This is a genomic window from Marisediminitalea aggregata (genome assembly GCF_900129565.1).
GTDB classification, from domain to species: Bacteria; Pseudomonadota; Gammaproteobacteria; order Enterobacterales; family Alteromonadaceae; genus Alteromonas; species Alteromonas aggregata.
Genome location: NZ_FQWD01000005.1, coordinates 1 through 20,608 on the forward strand (window position 1 = coordinate 1; position 20,608 = coordinate 20,608).

Below are 20,608 nucleotides of genomic sequence, written 5' to 3' on the forward strand. Positions count from 1 at the left end.
GGTCCCTATCTGGTGTGGGCGTTGGATGATTGAGGGGAGCTGCTCCTAGTACGAGAGGACCGGAGTGGACGAACCGCTGGTGTTCGGGTTGTTTTGCCAAAGGCATTGCCCGGTAGCCAAGTTCGGAATCGATAACCGCTGAAAGCATCTAAGCGGGAAGCGAGCCCCAAGATGAGTCATCCCTGACCTTTAAGGTCTGGAAGGGTTGTTATAGACTATGACGTTGATAGGCAGGGTGTGGAAGCGTTGTGAGGCGTTAAGCTAACCTGTACTAATTGCCCGAGAGGCTTAACCATACAACGCCTAAGTAGCTTTTACTTAGAAGTTGTTGGTAAGACTGACTAATTAATAGAAGTTAGAGTAGTGAAGTTACTCTGATTGACACTGATATCAAAGCTTTCCCAAGTTGTTATAAAAAGTTAATGCCTGGCGGCAATAGCGACGTGGTCCCACCTGAATCCATTCCGAACTCAGAAGTGAAACACGTTAGCGTCGATGGTAGTGTGGGGCTTCCCCATGTGAGAGTAGAACACCGCCAGGCTCCCAATTAAGAAGAAGGCCCACTCGATTGAGTGGGCCTTTTTCGTATGCGCGCGTGATAAACATGTCAACTCTGGCATTCCCCGTACCGTCATCCCGAAAAGCGCGAAGCGCGCTACAGTCATCCCGCAAAGTGCAAACAACACCACCGTCATCCCGGAAAATGCGCAGCATTTATCCGGGACCTTAAAGCAAAGCTGATTAAGTTAAACAGACTGTTTATAAGATCCCGGCGCAAGGCCGGGACGACGGGTGGGGCACAAGGCCGGGACGACGGGTGGGGCACAAGGCCGGGACGACGGGTGGGGCACAAGGCCGGGACTACGACCTCTCTCATAGCACGAATACCACCACCGTCATCCCGGAATGCGCGAAGCGCTTATCCGGGAACTTAGAGCAAACCATATTAAGCTAAATAGACTGTTCATAAGATCCCGGCACAAGGCCGGGACGACGGATGGGGCACAAGGCCGGGACTACGAACTCTCTCATAGCACGAATACCACCACCGTCATCCCGGAATGCGCGAAGTGCTTATCCGGGAACTTAGAGCAAACCAGATTAAGCTAAACAGACTGTTCATAAGATCCCGGCACAAGGCCGGGACGACGGGTGGAGCACAAGGCCGCGATGACGGATGGGGCATATGGTCGGGACGGCGGATGGGGCATATGGTCGGGACGACGGATGGGGCGCAAGCACGGGGAGTTGTATTTTGGGAAAAGTATGGACTGACGTACTCTCTGAATTTACGAACACCACCACCGTCACCCCGGAAAGCGCGAAGCGCTTATCCGGGACCTTTTTGATTTCGCAATTTTTTCAGTCTTTCCGTTGGATCGTCTAATCCATATTGCGCTTTTAGCTTTGCAACAACATCAGGATGCTGTGCAATGAATTCACTGATATCGGCAACTAGCTCCGGGTTATTCAGCGTCGATAAACAAAACTCAACCGTTGTTACCGGTAGGTTGGGATCAAGGACAAAGTCGTCAACATCAGACAGCGTGCTCAGTAAATAATTGGCAACGTAATAATCCATATCAACAGCATCCGCCCGATCCAGCTGTGCAAGGTAAAGTGCTGCCTTGTTATCCGCAACGGAAATGAGTTTGGTCTTGCCGCTATCTATTCTGTCCTGCCAATATAGAGGAGAAAAACCAAGCACTATGGCGAGTTTTCTTATCCGGCTTATATCCTGACCATAACGAGGTGCTTTAACAAACGTACCAACCAGGCTGTCGGTTAACGGTGCACTGTAATGCTTTGTTTTGTTATCGTTCACTGGGTTTGTCCACGTTGGGTGGTCAGGATAAACCAGATCGACATTCCCCTTTTCTAACTCAACCTGAAGTCTCAGTACCGGCATAGCTACATATTCAAAACTCACGCCTGTGTGTTTTGAGTAGGCTTCTAAGAGTGCCCAGGCAAAACCTTTATCTACTTCCGAAGAAAACTCGTAGTGAGGGTAGTAAGGAATATTTTGAGATGCAACAACGTAGGTTTCCGCTCTGACAGACAAAGATAATAGAAGACATGTGATGGAAAACAGAAGATAGACTACACGCATAAATATATTGCCGCTGCTCAGATAGTATAAACCTAGCAACACTGAACTATATTACAAGTAGTTCTAACAATGTTTGCCATAAAGACTAAGAATAGGTGTTTTTTCGTATGTAGGTACTTACTACTAATTACGCTCAATGAAAATCTCTGGATTTAACGGTTAATGATGAAAACATGTCATTTCTGTTGATCAGTTTGCCTGCGATAACATGACACACTCCTTCCTTTGAACGTTCCAGAATGCCATGTACCTCGAGAATAGTGGCACTTAGGAAAGGTTGTTTTTGGGCCCTCGCGGTATTCTGCCAGACGATTACATTGATATTGCCCGTATGGTCTTCTAATGTAACAAAGGTTACGCCGCCTGCCGTTCCAGGTGCTTGTCTGCCAACGACATTACCTATAATTCTGACCGGCGTTTTGTGTGCTTTATGAGCCAACTGATTGGCAAAAGTAATGTGTTTAAGCTTGCCTGAAGCGTTTAAAAGCGCAATGGGGTGTTTATCTACCGACAAGGCCAGTGAAGCATAGTCTTCAATCATATCTTCAGCAGGCGAAGGGGCTGATACCTGGTATGTATCGCTGCTTTCCTCGCTGAATAAGGGTAACGACTGCTGGGTATCTGCTACTTTCCAGCGGGCATCAAAGCGGTGAGCTGAAATATCAGTGAGTGCATTCGCACTGGCAAGCGCTGCAATATCTCCCTGAGATAATCCACATTGCTGTATTGATGAGAGCTGCGTAAAGCCGGATGGAGGTCGATTTGTAACAAGTCCGCGTGCACCTTCCTCTGACAGCCCTTTCACCTGACGTAACCCCAGACGTAATTCCCCTGCAGCAGTTAAGCTGTGATCGTATTCACTATGATTAATACAGACAGGCAATACCCGAATCTGGTGAAGTTGTGCGTCTTTTACAAGCTGAGCAGGAGAGTAAAACCCCATTGGCCAGCTGTTCATTAATCCGGTGTAAAACTCGGCAGGAAAATAGTACTTAAGCCATGATGAAACATAGGCCAGGACAGCGAATGACGCCGAGTGAGACTCGGGAAATCCATATTCACCAAATCCACAAATTTGCTCAAATAACTGCTCAGCGAATTCACTTTTGTAGCCTCTTTCTGTCATCCCATCTATTAGCTTACTTCGGAATTGAAGCAACTTGCCGGTTTTCTTCCAGCTTGCCATTGCACGTCGTAACTGGTCTGCTTCGCCGCCAGTAAACCCTGCTGCCACCATAGCCAGCTGAATTACCTGTTCCTGAAAAATAGGCACGCCCATTGTTCTGCTTAACACCGACCTTACTTCCTCTGAAGGGTAGGTGACTGGCATGTCACCATGTCGCCGTAATAAATAGGGGTGGACCATGTCACCCTGAATAGGGCCTGGCCTGACAATGGCTATCTGCACAACGAGGTCGTAATAGCAGCGCGGTCTTAATCTGGGAAGCATCGACATTTGCGCACGTGACTCAATTTGAAATACGCCAACAGTGTCAGCGTTGCAAATTGCATCATAAACCTGCTTGTCATCAGCATGTTTACTGATAAACGGAATACTAACCGGTAAATCATAACGCTGCTCAATAAGCGCAAAGATCTTTCTGATGGCGGTTAACATACCCAGAGCGAGAACATCGACTTTCAGTAAGCCAAGTGACTCTAAATCGTCTTTGTCCCACTGGATCACCGTTCGTTCTGCCATAGCGGCATTTTCTACAGGCACTAATTCGTATAAGGGACCTGCTGAAATAACGAATCCCCCTACGTGTTGTGAAAGGTGTCGAGGAAAGCCCAGTAACGTTTCGGTAATACTGAACAGGTGAGCGAGATTTTTATTTGTATTGTCGAGACCTAGGCTGGCTAATTGCGCTTTCCAGCCAAGAGTTCTGTCTCTGAGATTAATTTGCTTTAACCAGTAACCCAACTGCGACTCGTCGAACCCTAGCACCTTGCCCACTTCTCTGAATGCACTTTTAAAGCGAAAGGTGATCACCGTTGCCGCAAGTGCCGTGCGTTCACGTCCGTACTTGATGTAGATATACTGAATGACTTCTTCACGGCGTTCATGTTCGAAATCGACGTCGATATCCGGCGGCTCGTTGCGTTCTTTAGAAATGAATCGTTCAAACAGCACATTGATTTGCCTCGGATCTACGGCCGTAATTTCAAGGCAGTAGCACACCACGGAATTAGCCGCGGAGCCTCTGCCCTGGTACAAAATACCCTGTGATTTAGCGAACTGAACAATGTCGTAAATAGTGAGGAAAAAGTATTCGTATCCCTCGGAATGAATTAGTGCGAGTTCCTTTTCAATGATTCCGCGAATGCTGTCTGTAACCCCTTCAGGAAAGCGCCGTTTAATACCTTGCTCAACGCAATGTCGCAGGTAAGTGGTAGCGTTAAAGCCGTCAGGTACCAGTTCGCAGGGGTACTGGTACTTGAGTTCACTGAGGCAAAATTCGCACTGGTGGGCCAGGGCAATGCTTTCATCTATCCAGGCTTTGGGGTACAAGCGGGTGAGGGTGGTCAGTGGCTTGAGGCTGCGCTCCTGGTTTTTCATTGCGTCAAACCCTAACTCACTAATTTTCTTTCCTTCACGTATTGCGTGCAACACATGTTGTAACGGTTGTCGGTCAGGGTGATGACAAAGCGTCTGATTGGTGGCAACTACCGGAAAATGATATGTCTGATGCAGCTTGCGGGTATGCGCGAAAGTCTCGTGATCGCTCCCATCCAGTAAGCGTGATGCGCCAATCCAGCACCGCTTAGGGTGGTGTTTTGCCAACCAGGCACCCCAGTGTTCATCATGCTCATTTCCTTTAGGTAGCCAAACAATAAAACAATCTCGAATCGATTTTAAATCCCATTCAGCCAACGAATACTGACCCTTTGCAGAGCGACGTCGGGCGTTCGTAATAATACGGCACAGCTCGGAGTAAGCCCTTTTGTTCGGGCAAATTAAGACAATACGAAGTGAATCTGAAAAGGTAAACAGGCTGCCTGTGATCAGTTTTACCGGTAAGCGATTGGACTGGATCTCCTGCCAGGCTCTAACTATGCCGGCAACAGAACATTCATCGGTTATGGCAATCGCCTCGTAACCGTAAAACGCGGCGGTACTGACAAGCTCTTCCGGGTGAGAGGCACCTTCGAGAAAAGAAAAATTACTCTGGCAAACTAACTCAGCAAACATATTAACTAAAGTACCCGTGAACAAACCAGTTAGACTGGTGATCGCGGAATATCCACAGCCGCTGCCCCGTTGAACTGAGCGCAATAAAATAATCGCGCTTTACCGCACTATCATCCCACCATCCGGTTTGAATGCGTTCCGGGCCATACACAATCTTGGTTTGTGTCGACAAAGGCTGGGGGTCGATTAGCAACCAGCACGGATGCTGACCAGAGGGAAGCTGTTCACAGGCCGCCCCGGAATGGGGTAAACCATGACGAATGTGCAAGTCCTGACGATGATCGTGACATACTCTTGGAGTGATAACTGCGTCTGAACCCAATTTAGCTAACAGTGTGCCCATCAGCATGTTTTCGGCATGCTGATTAAATCGCACGGCAAACAAATGTTCACTCGTGGCATGAAATACAACCGTGTGTTCACAGCGTAGTTGAAAACCGCGAATAGCAGATGTCAGTGCAAGCTGTTCCAGTTTTAACGTAATTAAGCTGAGCCAGTCTTTCGCGTTGTGCATAGGCGCACCTGCGCGTACTTCTACATGTTGCTTAGGCGAGTCCGCCATATGCAGGGTAAGCTGCAATGAATCAGTGGTCAGGTTTTGGCTTACCAGATACTCACAACACTGCTCAACAGGTTGAGTTAAAAACCTGAGCAGTTTCACGCTGTCTTCTAACTCATAGGGAAGTTCACACTGGTAGCGGAAATGTTGTTTTGGATGAAAGGTTGCCCTGGGAACGGCCTTATTGCCCTTTAAAGCCAGCAGGTAACTGATCAGGGCGTTATCAAATCGCTTCCCCACTTCCTCTAGCGGGATTTGAAAAACCGCCTGTAGTGTTCTGATCCCCATGCGGTCAAACTGACTGACTTGCTTTGAGGTAAACTGGGTGTATTTCAGCGATACGTTTTGCAGAGCTATCAATGCCTGAGCATTGGAAAGGTAAACCGTATCAGCGCCGGCTAACGCCAATACCTGAGCTGCCTCGACGCTAGGGCCACTCGCGAAGTGGTAGCGCAGCGCCGTGCTTTGCAGAACGTGGTGAAACAACGCCACAAAATTATCAACCGAGTGGTAGTAGTGGATAATGGGGTCCAGCTTTATGGCGATGCCCTGAGGTTCGAGTAAAACAATATCCGATGCAATGCGATAAAGTTGATTTGCCAGAAGGTGTAGCTGTTGGCATTCCACTTCAGCTGAATAGGGAATAAGTTGGATTCGGTTTAACAAAGCGCAAGCCTGGGCAAGTCCCATTCCCCGTTTAATGCCGGCAGTTGAGGCACATTGAGATACCTGCAAAATTTCATTGTGTTGAGGGCAAAACACCACAAGCGCAGCTTGTTTATCCTCGGCTTGTTCAAGCACAAAGTGATCAAGTTGCAACGAAGGAAAGTGCGCATAGAGCCACTGCATTGGGGAAACCCGCTAACTGCCGGTGAGCGTCGATACCGAAGCCGATTGTGTTTCGCGCATGGCAGTAATAATGGCATCGTTGCTTGCCGGTAACGGGTTACAAATAGGGATGTCAGATTTCGGCCAACTGCCAACTACCCTGTGAAGCGTGATATACCATTGCGTATCTTTGTAATACAGCTCGCAATCCACATTAACGGGCAATGACATAAACGTCTGCAGGTTGTAGTCAATATTCAGCAACAGGCATTGGTACTGTTTGCTTAGTACCTGCAGCCTACGCGCAGCTTTCGCATTTAGCGAAGCGTAACTGTACACAATTAAACTGCATGCCTGGCTTCTAATGCACTGCTCGCAGGCCCATAGCGCATCTTGTTCATTCGCAGGTGAGAGTAACCAGCTGTCCGTGAGTAACTTGTGTTTCGCCAACCAGACTGGGTTAATACTTTGATGGCGGTATAACCAAATCACCTTTTTGCCAGTATTGCGTTGTGCAGCAAACACCGGGTGCAATAACTGAAATTCACCACTGCCCTGATGGCAGCGAATACGGGATAACCCTGCGCTGGGTATCCCTCCTGCCAGCGCCGTATCCAGTGCTTTTACACCCAAAGGCAATCGCTCAATCGGAGATTGAGCGGCGTCGGCTGCATTACCCAAATAGATATCCGGGTGTTGGGTTAACGTGTGAATGGCGCTTTTCATAATCAAAAAATACTGTATTTATATACAGTATTGTAGCGCAAAAAAATGCCTCTGCAAGAGGCATTCAAATTATTGCGTTAACGCTGAGCCCGAAACAAACTGCGAAGCGTTAAATGGTGTACTCAAAAAGCGTTTACGAACTGGCTGATTCAGTTTTGGTTACCGGGAAGCTAATTCCTTTACAGGCAATAACAAAGCCTTCTAACGTGTTCTGGCTCCAGGCTACTCTAATTTCACTGGGTTGCAGTTTCACCTTTTCCCGGATGGACTCCATGGTGAGCTCTGATTCCTGCAGTACCGACTTCAGCGCTTCTTCTACGGTCATACCCTTATCCATGCATAACACCGCAATGGTACTGATATTGTGAAAAACAAACTGAAATACTTCAAACGCACCCGTGTCAATTAAACCACGCTTGTGGGACGACTCCAGGCGTTCCACCAAAAAGTGCTGGATTTGCTTTGCCAGCATGACCATGCCGCTGGTTGAATCACTGATGCGACGATTGCTGGCTTTGAGGTTTGACTGGGATAGCACCAGCTCTTTTTGCAAGCTTTGAACACGCATTACAAAGTACACCAACAACAGGACCAGCGCTGCAATTGAAGCAAATATCACCATGGGTTTTACAATCCTCTTCGTTACTGCTTTTACACGGTTAGTCTTTCTTCGGTGTGTAAATTGGACTTGGGAAAGCAGTTACTTTATCAGATAGTTGAGTGATTTTGGCAGTCCCTTGTTTTTTTACTGTGTCGATACGCAATACATTGTGCATGGGGATATACGTGCGAGTAACGTCGGCAAACTCATCTTTGAGCTTTTCGTGCGTCGGATCTACCACTAAATGCGTGTGGTTGTCCCACACAAAATCGCCAATTTCAACAAAGCCAAAAAGCCCACCCTGAGATAATTCTCTTACGTACAATTCATACCGCTCGCCATTACTGACAAACTGAATACGATACAGAACTTGCTTATCGGTCATAATATCTCGCTAAAAACACCAACGTTGCGCGTGAAAAAAATATAGGAATTGGGTATCGCCACACCAATCCGAATGGAAGGCTGCCCTCTCTGGCTTCATTTCGAATGCCATTCAGTTAAGAGGGGAGAGTATCAGCCCTCACGGATTATAATGATTTCGTGCCAGGGTGCCAGAGGGCGAGAACGTTGTTTATGCGGTAATAATCGGGTTCAGTAACGCTTGCGTTGCAATGTGCAGTTCTTCTTTGGTTTCTGCCAGAATACTGTTCACGGCAAAGCCTTGTACAAAGCAGGTGAGCTGCAGCGCAACGGCTTCTACGTTAATCTCGGCCTTTACCGTCCCCTGGCGCTGTGCTTGCTCCAGACAACCAATAAAACCAAGCTGTAAGCGGTCTAAATAATGCCGGCCAATTGACTGAATGGTCGTATCGTCATGGCCAAGTTCTGTGACCATATTGATCAATAGACACCCTCTGCCAAACATGGCAGAAATATACGCATCGAAGAAGGCTTCAATAGACGCAATACCATGGTGGTTTTCAAGGTGTTGAACAATAGGGGCCAGAGTGTGCTCATGATAATAAGACAGGGTGTCGTATAAAAACTGTTGTTTACTGCCAAATTCTAAATAAAAGCCTCGTCGGTTAAATTCAGTACGGGCAATGATTTCTTCCATTACGGCGCCGTGAAAACTGTGCTCCAGGAAAATATCAACCGCCTGCTCCATAATGGCATTGACGTCATACAGTGATTTTCGTGGCATAACTCACGCTCTGATTTTTAAAAGAATAAACGTTCTAAATGTAGTAGGCATTAAGGAAAATGCAAACAGCGATGCAGCCGCATCGCTGTTTGGGGGCTAGCAGAAGAAAGACTGCTTGAAACAAGCCCAGTGTTCGTTGAAGTGCTCGGTTGGCTTGCGTTGGAAGCCAGTGCGAATGAATTGATTAATACGTCCGTCAGTAAAACAAATCAGGGTATTGGCAATTAAGGCTTCGTCGGCAGTCAGTTGCTTACCTTCGCGCAGTCTGCGTTCACGCAAAATCTGTTTGAGTTGTGTTTCCAACCGCTCAAATAATTTGGCTATTCGCAAGCGTAAGCGCTCTTGTTCACCCAACAAGGCGTCGCCGTTTAAGATTCGGGTAATGCCAGGGTTCTTTTCGGCAAAACCTAAAATCAAATGTAGGATCAACTGGCAACGTGCCGCAGAATCTTTTTCTTCATTAATGATTTTATTAATGCGAGAAAACAACGTCTCTTCAATGAATTCAATCAGGCCTTCAAACATCCGCGCTTTGCTGGGAAAGTGGCGGTAAAGCGCAGCTTCAGAAACGCCAACTTTCTCCGCTAGCTTTGCGGTAGTAATGCGTTGACCCGGACTGGTTTCGAGCATTCCGGCCAGCGCCTGTAGAATCTGTGCTCTGCGATTGGTTTTTTTTGCGGCAGGCATAATGAGCGTGCTTCCTCCATTGTCGGCGTACCTACTGATCACCGAATAATGCGTTCAGTAAAAATTTAACTGTGTTGTAATTGGTATCGTTCGTTTATCAGGTTCAATAATGCCAGTGCTAATTCGGTTTTGGGTTGAGGCGGTAGCTCGACACTGCCGTCTTTCCAAAATACATGTAGCGCATTGGCGTCACTATTAAACCCTAATCCTGCCCGAGTAATGTCGTTGGCAGCAATCATATCCAGCTTTTTATCGGCCAGTTTCTTTTGAGCATAAGCTTCAACATTCTGGCTCTCTGCCGCAAACCCTACACAAAAGGGAGGATTAGGCAATCCGGCAACCGTTTTTAGGATATCAGGGTTTTTTACAAAAGTAAGTGTTAACGTATCCGCATTCTTCTTTATTTTGTTGTCGGCAATATCAGACGCGCGGTAGTCCGCCACAGCGGCGGTAGCAATAAAAATGTCGCTGTTTGCTACCTGACTCATAACGGCCTCGAGCATTTGGTCGGCGCTTTCAACATTGATTCGACTGGCACCAACAGGCGTGGGCAAATTCACCGGTCCCGCAACCAGGGTTACTTTGGCGCCTAAAGCCAGCGCCTGTTGGGCAATCGCAAAACCCATTTTTCCCGAGCTGTGATTAGAAATAAAGCGCACCGGGTCCAGGCTTTCACGCGTAGGGCCCGCAGTAATAACCAGGGATTTGCCCGCAAGCGGCTGCTCGCGGCTTATATAGGTCATCAGGCTTTCAACGATGGCTTCTGGTTCCAGCATGCGACCGGGACCAACATCACCACAGGCCTGTTCGCCGTCGGCCGGACCAACCAGGAAAGCACCATACTGCTGAACGCGGTTAATATTTGCCTGCGTAGGCATGGCTTTCCACATTTGCTGATTCATTGCTGGCGCAATGACTACCTGGGCCGTCGTTGCCAGGAATAATGTGGTAAGTAAGTCATCGGCAATCCCATTTGCCAGTTTGGCAAGGGTATTGGCGGTGGCAGGCGCGATCAGCAATATATCAGCCCATTTGGCCAGTTCAATGTGGCCCATGGCGGCTTCGGCTGTTGGATCCAATAAGTCGGTGCTTACCGGGTGACCCGATACAGCCTGTAATGACAGCTCACTAACAAAATGGGTAGCAGAATCGGTTAATACGACTCTGACAATGGCACCTTGTGCGGTGAGTTTTCTTACCAGATCCGGGGTTTTGTAAGCTGCAATGCCGCCAGTGATCCCCAGAACCACCTTTTTTCCTGCTAATGACATTTATATTCACCTGACTGAATAAACGCCGAAAGACTACCATGCAAGGGCTCAGCTGTGTAGCTATTGATCAAAAAGTGATGGCGTTGAAGGCGTTATTCACGCACCAAATTAGTGCATGAAAACACGGCAGAAGTGCAGTAGGCATGAACAACCCGGTTAATTAAGCTATTGCTGTATTTACTAAGCGAGAGATCCCATGACATTACTGAGGTTACCCGAACAGTCCCGCCCGCGTGAGAAGCTGTTAGCGCAGGGCGTTGCTCAGCTATCGGATACCGAGTTACTGGCGGTGCTGATCCGCAGTGGCAATCAGGGACTGTCCGCGCTGGATATTGCCCGTTGCTTATTGCAGACATTTGGTTCGCTGCGCGGCGTAATGACGGCGCCAAAAAGCCATTTGTGCAAAGTTACCGGCATTGGAGAAACCAAGTTTTGTGAGTTTCAGGCCGCCATGGAAATATGCCGGCGTCATTTGGCTGAACCGCTGCACGAACGCTCGATGTTTCACAGCGCAGAAGATGCCAAACTCTATCTACGCGCACAGTTGCGGGATCTGAACCAGGAAGTCTTTGCTCTCATGTTACTCAATAGCCAGCATCATTTACTGGCATTCAGGAAAATGTTTACCGGTACTATTAACGCTGCGGCTGTTTATCCCAGAGAGCTGGTAAAGCAGGCGCTAGCAGATAACGCCGCGGCTGTTATTCTGGTCCATAACCACCCTTCCGGTAACCCCAAGCCCAGCCCGGCCGACATTACGTTAACCCGGGACGTAAAAAAAGCGATGGAACTGGTAGATATTCAGGTGCTTGATCATTTTATTGTCGCCGACAATCAGGTATGCTCACTCGCTCAGCAAGGATTGCTGTAGAAATTTTAGCCAGGATATTTCTATTTTACTGATTTTTTGGCATAAAACATGGATGGTTTTTAGACACTGGGCGGAAATATTAATGTTTGATTAATTTTTCTTAGCCTATAGTCATCTGGTGCAAAATGCACTAATATGCCTTACTGGCGGATATCCAAAGAAAGGACTAATCATGAAGAAAACATTACTTGCTACGTTGATAGGTGCGTCGACCATCCTGTCAGCGGGTACTTATGCCCAAGAAGGTACTGGCGGCGCAGGTGCTGCTGGTGCTGCGAGTGGAAGCGTTGTATCTGCTGCTGTTGCGGCTGGTGCTATCGTAACCTCTCTGGCTGCATCAATTATTGCTAATAACCGAGGCAAATCTGTTGTTGGTGACGGCGATGGAGACGGTGATGGCGATGGTGACGGCGACGGCGATTGTAACGGCGACGACGAACTGGTTGACGGCGTATGCATCGGCACAACTGTAACCAACACAGTAACTGTATCTGGTACACAAACTATCACTGTACCGGTAACTGTGACTTACATCTACGCTCCTGGCGAACAGTAAGCGTTAACGATTTTTAAAAAAGCCGCCTTCAAGGCGGCTTTTTTATTGTGTAACATGGAATCAGTTCATCTTAAGGCCAAAATTGCTGCATGACCGTTAGATCTTTTCGTAACCTTGCCTGTTTGGCAGTGGTTACCGCTTTCCTTGTAAGTTGCTCTTCCACACATCGTTTATATATGGAGTCTTTGCGCCTTGCATTTCGCTCAGGTCCAGAGAAGAGCCTTGCTGACATCCAACAAAGTAAAATTGATTTGATGCAACTTGAGCTAGGCGACAGAAATCCGGCATTTCTCGCCCTGGCTTACCTTGAGAACGACCAGCATAAGTGGGTGTCTGCCGACCATGCCGTTTTCGTGTTCCATCACGACAAGTTGGTACAGACGTCGGGGTTTGCCAAAGACGTTCTGAGTACCAGTCATCTCGACACGAATCCGCTGGTGGATATCGCATCAGCCAACACAACGACCTGGCAATACACCATCGATATTGCCAATCATGAATACGGCTTACCTGTTGAATCAACATTTAAAAAAGATGGCACGGTAACCAAATCGTTCTACGGTCAAACTTTCACACTCGACAAATGGGTGGAAACTGTGCGTACAGAGCCTTCTACGCCATATTGGGACAGCGCTTACGACTGGGAAAACAGCTACCTGGTAGAGCCTGTCTCGGGCAACGTCTTTTACAGTGAGCAAACCGCCTCACCTTTTACTGAAGCCATGGTGATCACTTACGTTAGCCGCATTGCACGCCACATCAAAAACAGTGGGGGCTTATAGTATGAAGAGGCATTTAGGGTGCTTACTCGCGTTATGCCTGTTGAGCCAAGCTGTAACCGCAGCCCAATTGTCGTTTAATGCGCAAAATACCATTATTACCTTCGACAAACCCGTTAAGCTGGCCGAGGTGCTGGCAACACTGCCCGACCCGCATTCGGTTTACTGGGCCGGGGCCGAAGTGTATGAGCTGGACAGCCCGAAAGCAGAAGCGCAGCGTGCTGACGTCATGCAGCTACTGGCAAATCTGATCCGCCGACAATCCTCGGGTTCAGCTCGCCATACTCTGTTGAGCGATCTTTACCGTGACATCAGCGACTGGCATCTTATGCGTCGGCTCAACATTGATGTCGATTTCGATCAGGCCAGATTAAACCCCAAACGCAATCCCGGCTTTGTGTCGGGCCGCTATTACATAAAAGCGAAGCCCAGCATGCAGAGTGTGTCGCTGGTTGGGCCAATTGGTGCGCAACAGACACTGACATTTAACAATGCCTCGACCGTGCGCGACTACCTGGAACAAGCAACGCCAGCGGACTCCTCCGACAAGGATTATGTGTACGTTATAGAGCCTGATGGCAAGGTGTCCAAGCAGGGTATCGCCTATTGGAACAATACACACTACAAGCCAATGCCTGGCAGTGTGATTTACCTGCCGCTTCAAACTGATTTATTCAGCGACGACATTGAGCAGCTCAATGATCATATCGCCAGATTGCTACAACACAGGATGTAACCGTGACTGCTTTGAATTTAAGGCTTGCCGTGGCAACGGCATTAATGAGTGGTGTAGCGGTAGCAGATGAAGTGCCGGCTGCAGATAATCCTTACAGTGTATCGCCCTCGCAGATGGTGCAGGGAGGGGTAGGTCTGTGGCAAACCCCAACGGCTCGAATGATGCCCGAAGGGTCGTTATCTCTTAATTACACAGACAATCAGGAATACCGCTTTTGGTCGGTGAGCCTGCAGCTCTTCCCCTGGATGGAAGCTACCGCGCGTTATACCGATACCCGTACCCGGCTTTACAGTAACGTAGACAGCTTTAGTGGCGACCAAACACTCAAAGACAAAGGACTCGACGTAAAATTTCGCTTGTGGGAAGAAAGTTACTATCTGCCCGACATATCGTTAGGATTCCGCGACTTTGGGGGCACGGGCTTCTTCGACAGCGAATTTGTCAATATGAGTAAGTCTGTCGGCCCCTTTGATTTTCACGCCGGTGTAGGCTGGGGATACATGGGAACCCATGACGATGTAACCAGTCCTTTCTGTAAACTGCGCGACAGCTACTGTGAGCGACCTACCGGGTTCTCGGGCCGTGGCGGTAAGGTGGATTACCAAAACTTCTTCAAGGGGCCTATGGCGTTCTTTGGGGGGGTAGAATACCGCACTCCCATAGACGGGCTGACGTTAAAAGCGGAATACGAAGGGAATAACTACGTAGATGACCGCGCAGGTGCTTTGCAACAGGACACTCGCTGGAACGTAGGGGCGTTGTATCGCTGGAAGGGGTTTGACTTTACCCTCAACTATCAGCGCGGCAACACGGTTGGGTTTGGGGTGAGCTACCGGTTGAATATGCACACCGTCAAACAGCAAAAAGTTGTCCGTCCGCCAATGGATATTACCGACAAGGAGCCCGCTGCAGACGTTGAGTCCATTAACAAGCTACGGCTGGTCAGCAATCTCGTGACAAACGCCGGGTTCGTGCCGAACGACCTGGATATCGATGAAACCAGCGCGACCATTTACGGGGTGCAAACCTCGTATCGCGATGACGAAGAAGCCATAGAGCGTGTGGGGCGCATTCTGGCATCTGAAATGCCAGAGTCCGTGAAGGAATACCACATTGTCGAGCATACGGGTAACCACCTGATGGTCGACACGGTAGTGGATGCGGACGAATTCAAGCAGCACGCGAAGTACGAAGTGCCTGAAACCGATTTGCCATCGACCTATTACCGCACGTCGCCTGATGCTGAAACCCGGGAAAACTTTACCCCCAAAACCGAGTCGGGCATGTTGTATGGCGCTGAGTTCTTCTGGACGCAATCCATTGGTAACCCGGAAGCCTTTTACATGTATCAGGCTGGCCTGATGTTCACCGGCGGTTACCAGTTTAATCGTAACTTCGGTGTGTATGGTACGGTGAGCGCGACGCTGTTGGAGAACTTCGATAAATTCAACTTCAAAGTGGATAATGAAGAGTCTGCATTGCCGCGTGTGCGCACACAAACCCGCGAATACGTGACCAACGGCGTTATGTCGATGAACTCGCTGTACGGCAACTGGTTCGACACCTACGGCGATGACTGGTACTACGCCGGGTATGCTGGGTACCTTGAAACCATGTATGCCGGGGTGGGCGCTGAAGTGATGTACCGGCCGCTCGACAGTCGCTGGGCATTCGGTATCGACGCGAACTATGTTCAGCAGCGCGATTTCGAAAACGAATTCGGTTTACTGGATTACAAAGCTTTTACCGGTTTCGCCAGTGTGTACTGGCAACCTGAGATTTTGCCTGATGCGCGCATTCGCCTGAGCGCAGGTCAATTCCTGGCGCGCGACAAAGGGGTGAATATCGAATTCGCCAAGCGTTTCGACAGCGGCATTGTGGTAGGTGCGTTTGCGTCGTTTACCAATGTGTCAGCAGAAGAATACGGCGAAGGTAGTTTTACCAAGGGATTCTTTATCTCGGTACCGTTTGATTTATTTGTGTTGAAACCGGCTACGGGCCGTGGCACTTTCCCCTGGATCCCGATTGCGCGGGACGGTGGACAAATGCTGAATCGCCCGGTTAACCTGATCAGCACCACGGAAAAACGGTCGCCATTTTTTGACTAGAACCGGCCGCAAAGTCAGGCCGTGATCGGGTTTGCGCGACTTTTTTCGCTTTTTAAGTTGAATTTGTCGCGCATTTGCTGTATAAAATGCGCCCTCTTTATTAAGGTTATATCGTCAGTTGCATTGCCATTAAAAATGCGCAAAAACGACTGACACGACAAAATTCGTTGTTCTGGAGACAAATAATGTCAAGAGTATGTCAAGTAACAGGTAAGCGTCCTGCGGTAGGTAACAACCGCTCTCACGCTCGCAATGCGACTCGTCGTCGTTTTTTACCTAACCTTCAAACTCACCGTTTTTGGGTTGAAAGCGAAAACCGTTTTGTGAAATTACGCCTTACTCCAAAAGGTATGCGTATTATCGATAAGAAAGGCATCGATGCTGTATTAGCAGACATCCGTGCCCGTGGTGAAAAGATCTAAGGAAGCCAACTCATGCGTGATAAAATTAAATTAGTTTCTTCAGCTGGTACTGGTTTCTTCTACACCACTGACAAAAACAAGCGTAACATGCCGGGCAAAATGGAAATCAAAAAGTATGATCCAGTTGTTCGTAAGCACGTTATGTTCAAAGAAGCCAAAATCAAGTAACAAAACTTGCTTTTGTCTCCACGAAAACCCGGCTTGAGCCGGGTTTTTTGCGTGAACAGAATTCAATGCGGTAGGTAGCGAACATGGCCAGAATGTCGAAGCGAGCATTTAATAACGTGGTAATTTTTGCCATGTTGGGCATGATTTTTTTGTTTAATATTAACAGCTTTCTGCCGTCGGCGACTGCGCCGGCCTCAATTCCACTGCTGCCAAAAGACGGCTATGTTCTGAAAATTGAACAAGGCAGCCATAAACTTGAGCGGGTGGGCCAGCAATGGCGTTGGAGCGGGGTAAGACAAACCCTGGCCAGTACCCCCGAGCAACATATCGACGTGTGGCGACAGGCCACCATGGACATGGCAAAGCCGCCCAGAAGCGTTTTGCAAACCGAACCCCTTATTACGGTTGTATGGCTGGCTGGTGCAACACAGGGCCGGGTGTACGCTATTGTGCCCGCGGCCAACAAAGTGTGGATCCAGTTTGACAGCGATTGGTACATGCTCAATCAGGTTACTATCGATGAGTTGCTACCCTGGTTAGGTGATTCGGAGGAAATGTAGTGCCTGAGTTACCAGAAGTCGAAGTCTCCCGCCTGGGCATCGCACCGCACCTGGAAGGGCAAACCATTAGTCGGGTTATTGTACGTGACGCCCGATTGCGCTGGCCGGTGCCAGAGACTATTCAACAAGCCTCGGGCAGTGAAATCCTGGCGGTTAATCGCCGTGCAAAATACCTGCTCATTCAGTTGAGTAATCAGGCCGTCATCGTGCTTCATTTGGGCATGTCGGGCAAACTACGCGTACTACCAGCAACTACGCCGCCGGTGAAACACGATCACATCGATATTGTTCTGGCTAACGGTATTTGCTTGCGCCTCAACGATCCACGTCGCTTTGGCGCCTGTCTGTATCAGCAGCCCGGTGACGCACCAAGTAAACTACTGGCGAATCTGGGGCCAGAGCCCCTCACCGAAGACTTCGATGCCCAGCGCTTGATCACGCTGTCAAAAGGCAAGCAGGTGGCAGTGAAGAATTTCATTATGGACAACGCCGTGGTGGTGGGGGTAGGGAATATCTACGCCAACGAAGCGCTATTCATGTCTGGCATTGATCCGCGTCGCAAGGCCGGAAGAGTGAGCGCTAAGCGCTATGAAGTGCTTACGGAAGCCATTAAGCAGGTGCTGGCGAAGGCCATCCGCCAAGGCGGCACCACGCTCAAAGACTTCACTCAAAGCGATGGCAACCCCGGGTACTTTGCCCAGTCATTAAATGTATATGGTCGCACCGGTGAGCCTTGCTTAACTTGTGAGACACCCATTAAAAGTGTGGTGATTGGGCAACGAAATACCTTTTACTGCCCAACCTGCCAGTCCTGAGCGCTCGGATAGTGCTGATCTAACGTTTGTGGAGCTTTTGCTCTAACGCGTCTTTTACTACCGGATCGCAAAACTGCCCGACATCGCCATGGTGTAACGCCACTTCCTTCACCAGAGTTGAAGAAATAAACGAGTTTTCTTCCGACGGCGTTAAAAACACACTTTCCAAATCGGGGTTAAGTCTGCGGTTCATGTTGGCCAACTGAAACTCGTATTCAAAATCCGCAACTGCCCGCAACCCCCTGATCAAAATAGTCGCTTGCTGCTGGCGAGCGAATTCTGCCAGCAGGCCGGTAAAGCCTACCACGGTAACATTGTCCAGATCCTGGGTGACGGTGGTAATTAACCGTACGCGCTCGTCCAGCGTAAACAAGGGCTGTTTACTGGGGTTGGCCGCAATGGCCACAATCACTTCATCAAACATACGGGCAGCACGCTCAATTAAGTCGGCGTGGCCATTGGTGATCGGGTCAAAGGTTCCGGGATAAATAGCTCGTGTTTGCATAGTGATTACCAAATGAATATGTAGGGTAGAGAGCCGACACTAGCGGGAATTCGGCGAACTTGCAATTGGCTGCTGATAGCCGTTCAAAAGCGCCTGCCAGTTGTCGTCGTTAAAGTAATAGGTTGAGGCTGATTTTGCCTGTTCTTTTAGCAATGAGCGCTGCAGACGCTCCAGGTTGCCAGGCTTCCACTGATGACCACTTTTCTGACCGCACTTATCGAAGTCAATTAGCCAGAGGGCGTCTTCGTCATCAATGAGAATGTTATGGATATTCAAGTCATGGTGATACACCTGAATATCGTGCATGCGGCGGATGACCTCACCCATACCCTGCCACAGTGTATTGGGCATTGCATTGCGCTGAATGCGCTGGTGGACTTCCTGACAGCGCGGGATCTGTTGCATCAGGATGGCGGCTTCATATGCCAGTCCAAAACGACTGACTCTGCCAGCTAATCCCAATGGCACGGGTAATCCCGCCTTGTGCATGGTGTGCAGCAGTTGCAGTTCGCGGAACGGGCGGGTCGCGTCTAAGCCGTTATACATAAACCGGCGTTGAGAAAAATGCCTGACAAGCCCGCCTCGGCAATAGGTGCGAAGCACCATGGGAGCCGGTTCGTTAATAATGACCGCCTCGCCGCGTCCGCTGTCGGGCTTACCATGAGCACGTTGTGTCCAGAAGTCAGTATGCAGCCACTGCGCTTCAGGTGGCGATATACCCATTACCTCGCATGCCTGCAGGTTGTAAAGTACGACATCGCGGCCTTGTTGTGTGGGTGCCAGATCAATCAAACGGGTTTTTCTCAGACATTAGACTTGTTTCTTGCCCCTGATTGTAATCAAATTACGGTGGTTTATCAGTGTTATGTGGAAGTTTATTTGTCTACCCTCAGTAAAATTACCATCCCGACAAACGGGTCGTTATGCCTGCTACGGCTTTCTGCCATAGGTGATGTCTGTCATGCGGCCGCCATGGTGCATCGCATCAGAACGCATCGCCCGGATATTCGAATAACCTGGATCATTGGCAAAATCGAATACCAGTTACTCAAGGGCATGGACGGGGTGGACTTTGTGGTATACGACAAAAAAACCGGCCGCCAGGGCATGAAAGCCATCAAGGCACAGTTCAAAGACACGCGCTTTGATGTGCTTTGCATCATGCAAATTGCACTGAGAGCGAATTTATTGTCACGGGCAATTCGGGCTAAAGTTCGGTTGGGTTTCGACAAAGCACGCAGCAAGGAAGGACACAGTTTATTCATTAATAAACGCATAGCTGCGCAACATCAGCCCCATGTGCTGGAGGGCTTTATGGCCTTTGCCGACGCCATGGGTATTCCGCCGGCTGCTGAGCTACAGTGGTCATTGCCATTGTCATCCGATGACCTTCAAGTCGGTGTGGCATTGGCCGATAACCTTGGGGACTATGCGGTTATCTGTCCAGCGGCGTCTAAAGCAGAACGCAATTGGACTGCAGAAGGATACGCAAGTATAGCTAACTGGCTTGTAAACCAAGGCCTTAAGGTATTATTGTGCGGAGGACCTGCACCTTTAGACAGGCAAATCGGCGACGCGATACTGGCCGCAGGTGCGACAGTAGAGCAGGACCTGATTGGTAAAACCACACTGAAAGAGCTGGCGGGTGTGTTGGCCCGGGCAAAAGTGGTGGTTGCCCCTGACACCGGGCCTGCGCACATGGCAACGACGGTGGGCACGCCAGTAGTGGGTTTGTATGCCCACTCGAACCCTATTCGTACCGGGCCGTATTTGAATCGCGACGAGGTCGTGTCTGTTTACGCCGATTGCGTAGCGGAACAACACGGTAAACCGTGGCAGTCGCTGCCTTGGGGAACGCGTGCCAAAGGAGAATCACTGATGGCGCGAATTCAACCTGAACAAGTAGAAAACGTACTTGTAAAAGTACTTAATAAGTAGAATTTCGAAGGCGAACGCTTTAATTATT

At 49.0% G+C, this 20,608-nt stretch carries 21 protein-coding genes and 2 rRNA genes; 12 read left to right on the forward strand and 11 right to left on the reverse strand.

All coding sequences use genetic code 11. The annotated features are described in order from the left end of the window. Together BUB81_RS14265 and rrf are read left to right on the forward strand one after the other, a co-directional pair. Window positions 1–296 (forward strand): 23S ribosomal RNA (locus tag BUB81_RS14265); the annotation flags it as partial. Between the two features lie 129 nt (window positions 297–425). Next, window positions 426–541: ribosomal RNA gene (rrf, locus tag BUB81_RS14270) — 5S ribosomal RNA — on the forward strand. Window positions 542–1,330: 789 nt separating this feature from the next. Here the strand turns inward: rrf and BUB81_RS14275 are convergent. The 9 genes from BUB81_RS14275 to coaBC form a co-directional block, all read right to left on the reverse strand. Further along, the gene (locus BUB81_RS14275) at window positions 1,331–2,110 is read right to left on the reverse strand and encodes a type 2 periplasmic-binding domain-containing protein (RefSeq protein WP_073323957.1); all 780 of its coding nucleotides are present in this window, start codon (window positions 2,108–2,110) and stop codon (window positions 1,331–1,333) included. Between the two features lie 133 nt (window positions 2,111–2,243). Beyond that, a complete protein-coding gene (locus BUB81_RS14280) occupies window positions 2,244–5,303 on the reverse strand; it encodes an error-prone DNA polymerase (protein WP_073323959.1) in 3,060 nt (1,019 codons plus the stop codon). A gap of 1 nt (window position 5,304) precedes the next feature. After that, a complete protein-coding gene (locus tag BUB81_RS14285) occupies window positions 5,305–6,711 on the reverse strand; it encodes a Y-family DNA polymerase (protein WP_073323961.1) in 1,407 nt (468 codons plus the stop codon). A 12-nt stretch (window positions 6,712–6,723) separates the two neighbouring features. Next, on the reverse strand, window positions 6,724–7,416 hold the full coding sequence (locus BUB81_RS14290) for a hypothetical protein (protein ID WP_073323963.1): 693 nt from the start codon (window positions 7,414–7,416) through the stop codon (window positions 6,724–6,726). A 133-nt stretch (window positions 7,417–7,549) separates the two neighbouring features. Next, window positions 7,550–8,038, reverse strand: a complete 489-nt coding sequence (locus tag BUB81_RS14295) for a hypothetical protein (protein ID WP_073323965.1) — start codon at window positions 8,036–8,038, stop codon at window positions 7,550–7,552. Between the two features lie 37 nt (window positions 8,039–8,075). Continuing rightward, complete coding sequence (locus BUB81_RS14300) at window positions 8,076–8,402, reverse strand: DUF1820 family protein (protein ID WP_073323967.1); 327 nt, start codon at window positions 8,400–8,402, stop codon at window positions 8,076–8,078. Between the two features lie 189 nt (window positions 8,403–8,591). Further along, complete coding sequence (locus tag BUB81_RS14305) at window positions 8,592–9,164, reverse strand: TetR/AcrR family transcriptional regulator (protein WP_073323969.1); 573 nt, start codon at window positions 9,162–9,164, stop codon at window positions 8,592–8,594. Between the two features lie 96 nt (window positions 9,165–9,260). Further along, window positions 9,261–9,851 (reverse strand): nucleoid occlusion factor SlmA, encoded by a 591-nt coding sequence (gene slmA, locus BUB81_RS14310; protein ID WP_073323972.1) that lies wholly within the window; start codon window positions 9,849–9,851, stop codon window positions 9,261–9,263. Window positions 9,852–9,916: 65 nt separating this feature from the next. Then, window positions 9,917–11,122: a bifunctional phosphopantothenoylcysteine decarboxylase/phosphopantothenate--cysteine ligase CoaBC gene (coaBC, locus tag BUB81_RS14315; RefSeq protein ID WP_073323974.1), complete on the reverse strand. Its 1,206-nt coding sequence runs from the start codon at window positions 11,120–11,122 to the stop codon at window positions 9,917–9,919. Window positions 11,123–11,318: 196 nt separating this feature from the next. Between coaBC and radC the strand changes: the two genes are divergently transcribed. The 9 genes from radC (at window position 11,319) to mutM (ending at window position 18,137) form a co-directional block, all read left to right on the forward strand. Continuing rightward, window positions 11,319–11,993, forward strand: coding sequence for a RadC family protein (radC, locus tag BUB81_RS14320; protein ID WP_073323976.1), 675 nt, complete (start codon window positions 11,319–11,321; stop codon window positions 11,991–11,993). A gap of 172 nt (window positions 11,994–12,165) precedes the next feature. Continuing rightward, window positions 12,166–12,549 (forward strand): hypothetical protein, encoded by a 384-nt coding sequence (locus BUB81_RS21975; RefSeq protein ID WP_073323978.1) that lies wholly within the window; start codon window positions 12,166–12,168, stop codon window positions 12,547–12,549. 89 nt (window positions 12,550–12,638) lie between these two features. Continuing rightward, window positions 12,639–13,331 carry a YjbF family lipoprotein gene (locus BUB81_RS14330; RefSeq protein WP_073323980.1) on the forward strand — a complete coding sequence of 231 codons (693 nt, stop codon included), beginning with the start codon at window positions 12,639–12,641 and terminating at the stop codon, window positions 13,329–13,331. 1 nt (window position 13,332) lies between these two features. After that, window positions 13,333–14,064 carry a capsule biosynthesis GfcC family protein gene (locus tag BUB81_RS14335; RefSeq protein ID WP_084526585.1) on the forward strand — a complete coding sequence of 244 codons (732 nt, stop codon included), beginning with the start codon at window positions 13,333–13,335 and terminating at the stop codon, window positions 14,062–14,064. A 2-nt stretch (window positions 14,065–14,066) separates the two neighbouring features. Further along, window positions 14,067–16,172 (forward strand): YjbH domain-containing protein, encoded by a 2,106-nt coding sequence (locus BUB81_RS14340; RefSeq protein ID WP_281250817.1) that lies wholly within the window; start codon window positions 14,067–14,069, stop codon window positions 16,170–16,172. A 185-nt stretch (window positions 16,173–16,357) separates the two neighbouring features. Next, window positions 16,358–16,594 carry a 50S ribosomal protein L28 gene (gene rpmB / locus BUB81_RS14345; protein ID WP_073323984.1) on the forward strand — a complete coding sequence of 79 codons (237 nt, stop codon included), beginning with the start codon at window positions 16,358–16,360 and terminating at the stop codon, window positions 16,592–16,594. Window positions 16,595–16,606: 12 nt separating this feature from the next. Beyond that, window positions 16,607–16,762 (forward strand): 50S ribosomal protein L33, encoded by a 156-nt coding sequence (gene rpmG, locus BUB81_RS14350; RefSeq protein ID WP_012516577.1) that lies wholly within the window; start codon window positions 16,607–16,609, stop codon window positions 16,760–16,762. Window positions 16,763–16,845: 83 nt separating this feature from the next. Then, entirely contained in the window at window positions 16,846–17,322 is a 477-nt protein-coding gene (locus tag BUB81_RS14355; RefSeq protein ID WP_073323986.1) for a hypothetical protein, read from the forward strand. After that, entirely contained in the window at window positions 17,322–18,137 is an 816-nt protein-coding gene (mutM, locus tag BUB81_RS14360) for a bifunctional DNA-formamidopyrimidine glycosylase/DNA-(apurinic or apyrimidinic site) lyase (RefSeq protein WP_073323988.1), read from the forward strand. The genes BUB81_RS14355 and mutM overlap by 1 nt, the downstream gene beginning before the upstream one ends. 19 nt (window positions 18,138–18,156) lie before the next feature. Here the strand turns inward: mutM and coaD are convergent, their stop codons facing one another. Both coaD and BUB81_RS14370 read right to left on the reverse strand, forming a co-directional pair. Continuing rightward, a complete protein-coding gene (gene coaD / locus BUB81_RS14365; RefSeq protein WP_073323990.1) occupies window positions 18,157–18,642 on the reverse strand; it encodes a pantetheine-phosphate adenylyltransferase in 486 nt (161 codons plus the stop codon). A gap of 39 nt (window positions 18,643–18,681) precedes the next feature. After that, window positions 18,682–19,434, reverse strand: coding sequence for a 3-deoxy-D-manno-octulosonic acid kinase (locus tag BUB81_RS14370; RefSeq protein WP_084526587.1), 753 nt, complete (start codon window positions 19,432–19,434; stop codon window positions 18,682–18,684). 87 nt (window positions 19,435–19,521) lie between these two features. Between BUB81_RS14370 and BUB81_RS14375 the strand changes: the two genes are divergently transcribed. Then, window positions 19,522–20,580, forward strand: coding sequence for a glycosyltransferase family 9 protein (locus BUB81_RS14375; protein ID WP_245819225.1), 1,059 nt, complete (start codon window positions 19,522–19,524; stop codon window positions 20,578–20,580). Window positions 20,581–20,608: the final 28 nt, after the last annotated feature.

What these genes read in the sequence shown, in the direction of transcription:
- BUB81_RS14275 (WP_073323957.1), bottom strand. Translation starts at nt 2,110, where the DNA reads ATGCGTGTAGTCTATCTTCTGTTTTCCATCACATGTCTTCTATTATCT.
- BUB81_RS14280 (WP_073323959.1), bottom strand. Translation starts at nt 5,303, where the DNA reads ATGTTTGCTGAGTTAGTTTGCCAGAGTAATTTTTCTTTTCTCGAAGGT.
- BUB81_RS14285 (WP_073323961.1), bottom strand. Translation starts at nt 6,711, where the DNA reads ATGCAGTGGCTCTATGCGCACTTTCCTTCGTTGCAACTTGATCACTTT.
- BUB81_RS14290 (WP_073323963.1), bottom strand. Translation starts at nt 7,416, where the DNA reads ATGAAAAGCGCCATTCACACGTTAACCCAACACCCGGATATCTATTTG.
- BUB81_RS14295 (WP_073323965.1), bottom strand. Translation starts at nt 8,038, where the DNA reads ATGGTGATATTTGCTTCAATTGCAGCGCTGGTCCTGTTGTTGGTGTAC.
- BUB81_RS14300 (WP_073323967.1), bottom strand. Translation starts at nt 8,402, where the DNA reads ATGACCGATAAGCAAGTTCTGTATCGTATTCAGTTTGTCAGTAATGGC.
- BUB81_RS14305 (WP_073323969.1), bottom strand. Translation starts at nt 9,164, where the DNA reads ATGCCACGAAAATCACTGTATGACGTCAATGCCATTATGGAGCAGGCG.
- slmA (WP_073323972.1), bottom strand. Translation starts at nt 9,851, where the DNA reads ATGCCTGCCGCAAAAAAAACCAATCGCAGAGCACAGATTCTACAGGCG.
- coaBC (WP_073323974.1), bottom strand. Translation starts at nt 11,122, where the DNA reads ATGTCATTAGCAGGAAAAAAGGTGGTTCTGGGGATCACTGGCGGCATT.
- radC (WP_073323976.1), top strand. Translation starts at nt 11,319, where the DNA reads ATGACATTACTGAGGTTACCCGAACAGTCCCGCCCGCGTGAGAAGCTG.
- BUB81_RS21975 (WP_073323978.1), top strand. Translation starts at nt 12,166, where the DNA reads ATGAAGAAAACATTACTTGCTACGTTGATAGGTGCGTCGACCATCCTG.
- BUB81_RS14330 (WP_073323980.1), top strand. Translation starts at nt 12,639, where the DNA reads ATGACCGTTAGATCTTTTCGTAACCTTGCCTGTTTGGCAGTGGTTACC.
- BUB81_RS14335 (WP_084526585.1), top strand. Translation starts at nt 13,333, where the DNA reads ATGAAGAGGCATTTAGGGTGCTTACTCGCGTTATGCCTGTTGAGCCAA.
- rpmB (WP_073323984.1), top strand. Translation starts at nt 16,358, where the DNA reads ATGTCAAGAGTATGTCAAGTAACAGGTAAGCGTCCTGCGGTAGGTAAC.
- rpmG (WP_012516577.1), top strand. Translation starts at nt 16,607, where the DNA reads ATGCGTGATAAAATTAAATTAGTTTCTTCAGCTGGTACTGGTTTCTTC.
- BUB81_RS14355 (WP_073323986.1), top strand. Translation starts at nt 16,846, where the DNA reads ATGGCCAGAATGTCGAAGCGAGCATTTAATAACGTGGTAATTTTTGCC.
- coaD (WP_073323990.1), bottom strand. Translation starts at nt 18,642, where the DNA reads ATGCAAACACGAGCTATTTATCCCGGAACCTTTGACCCGATCACCAAT.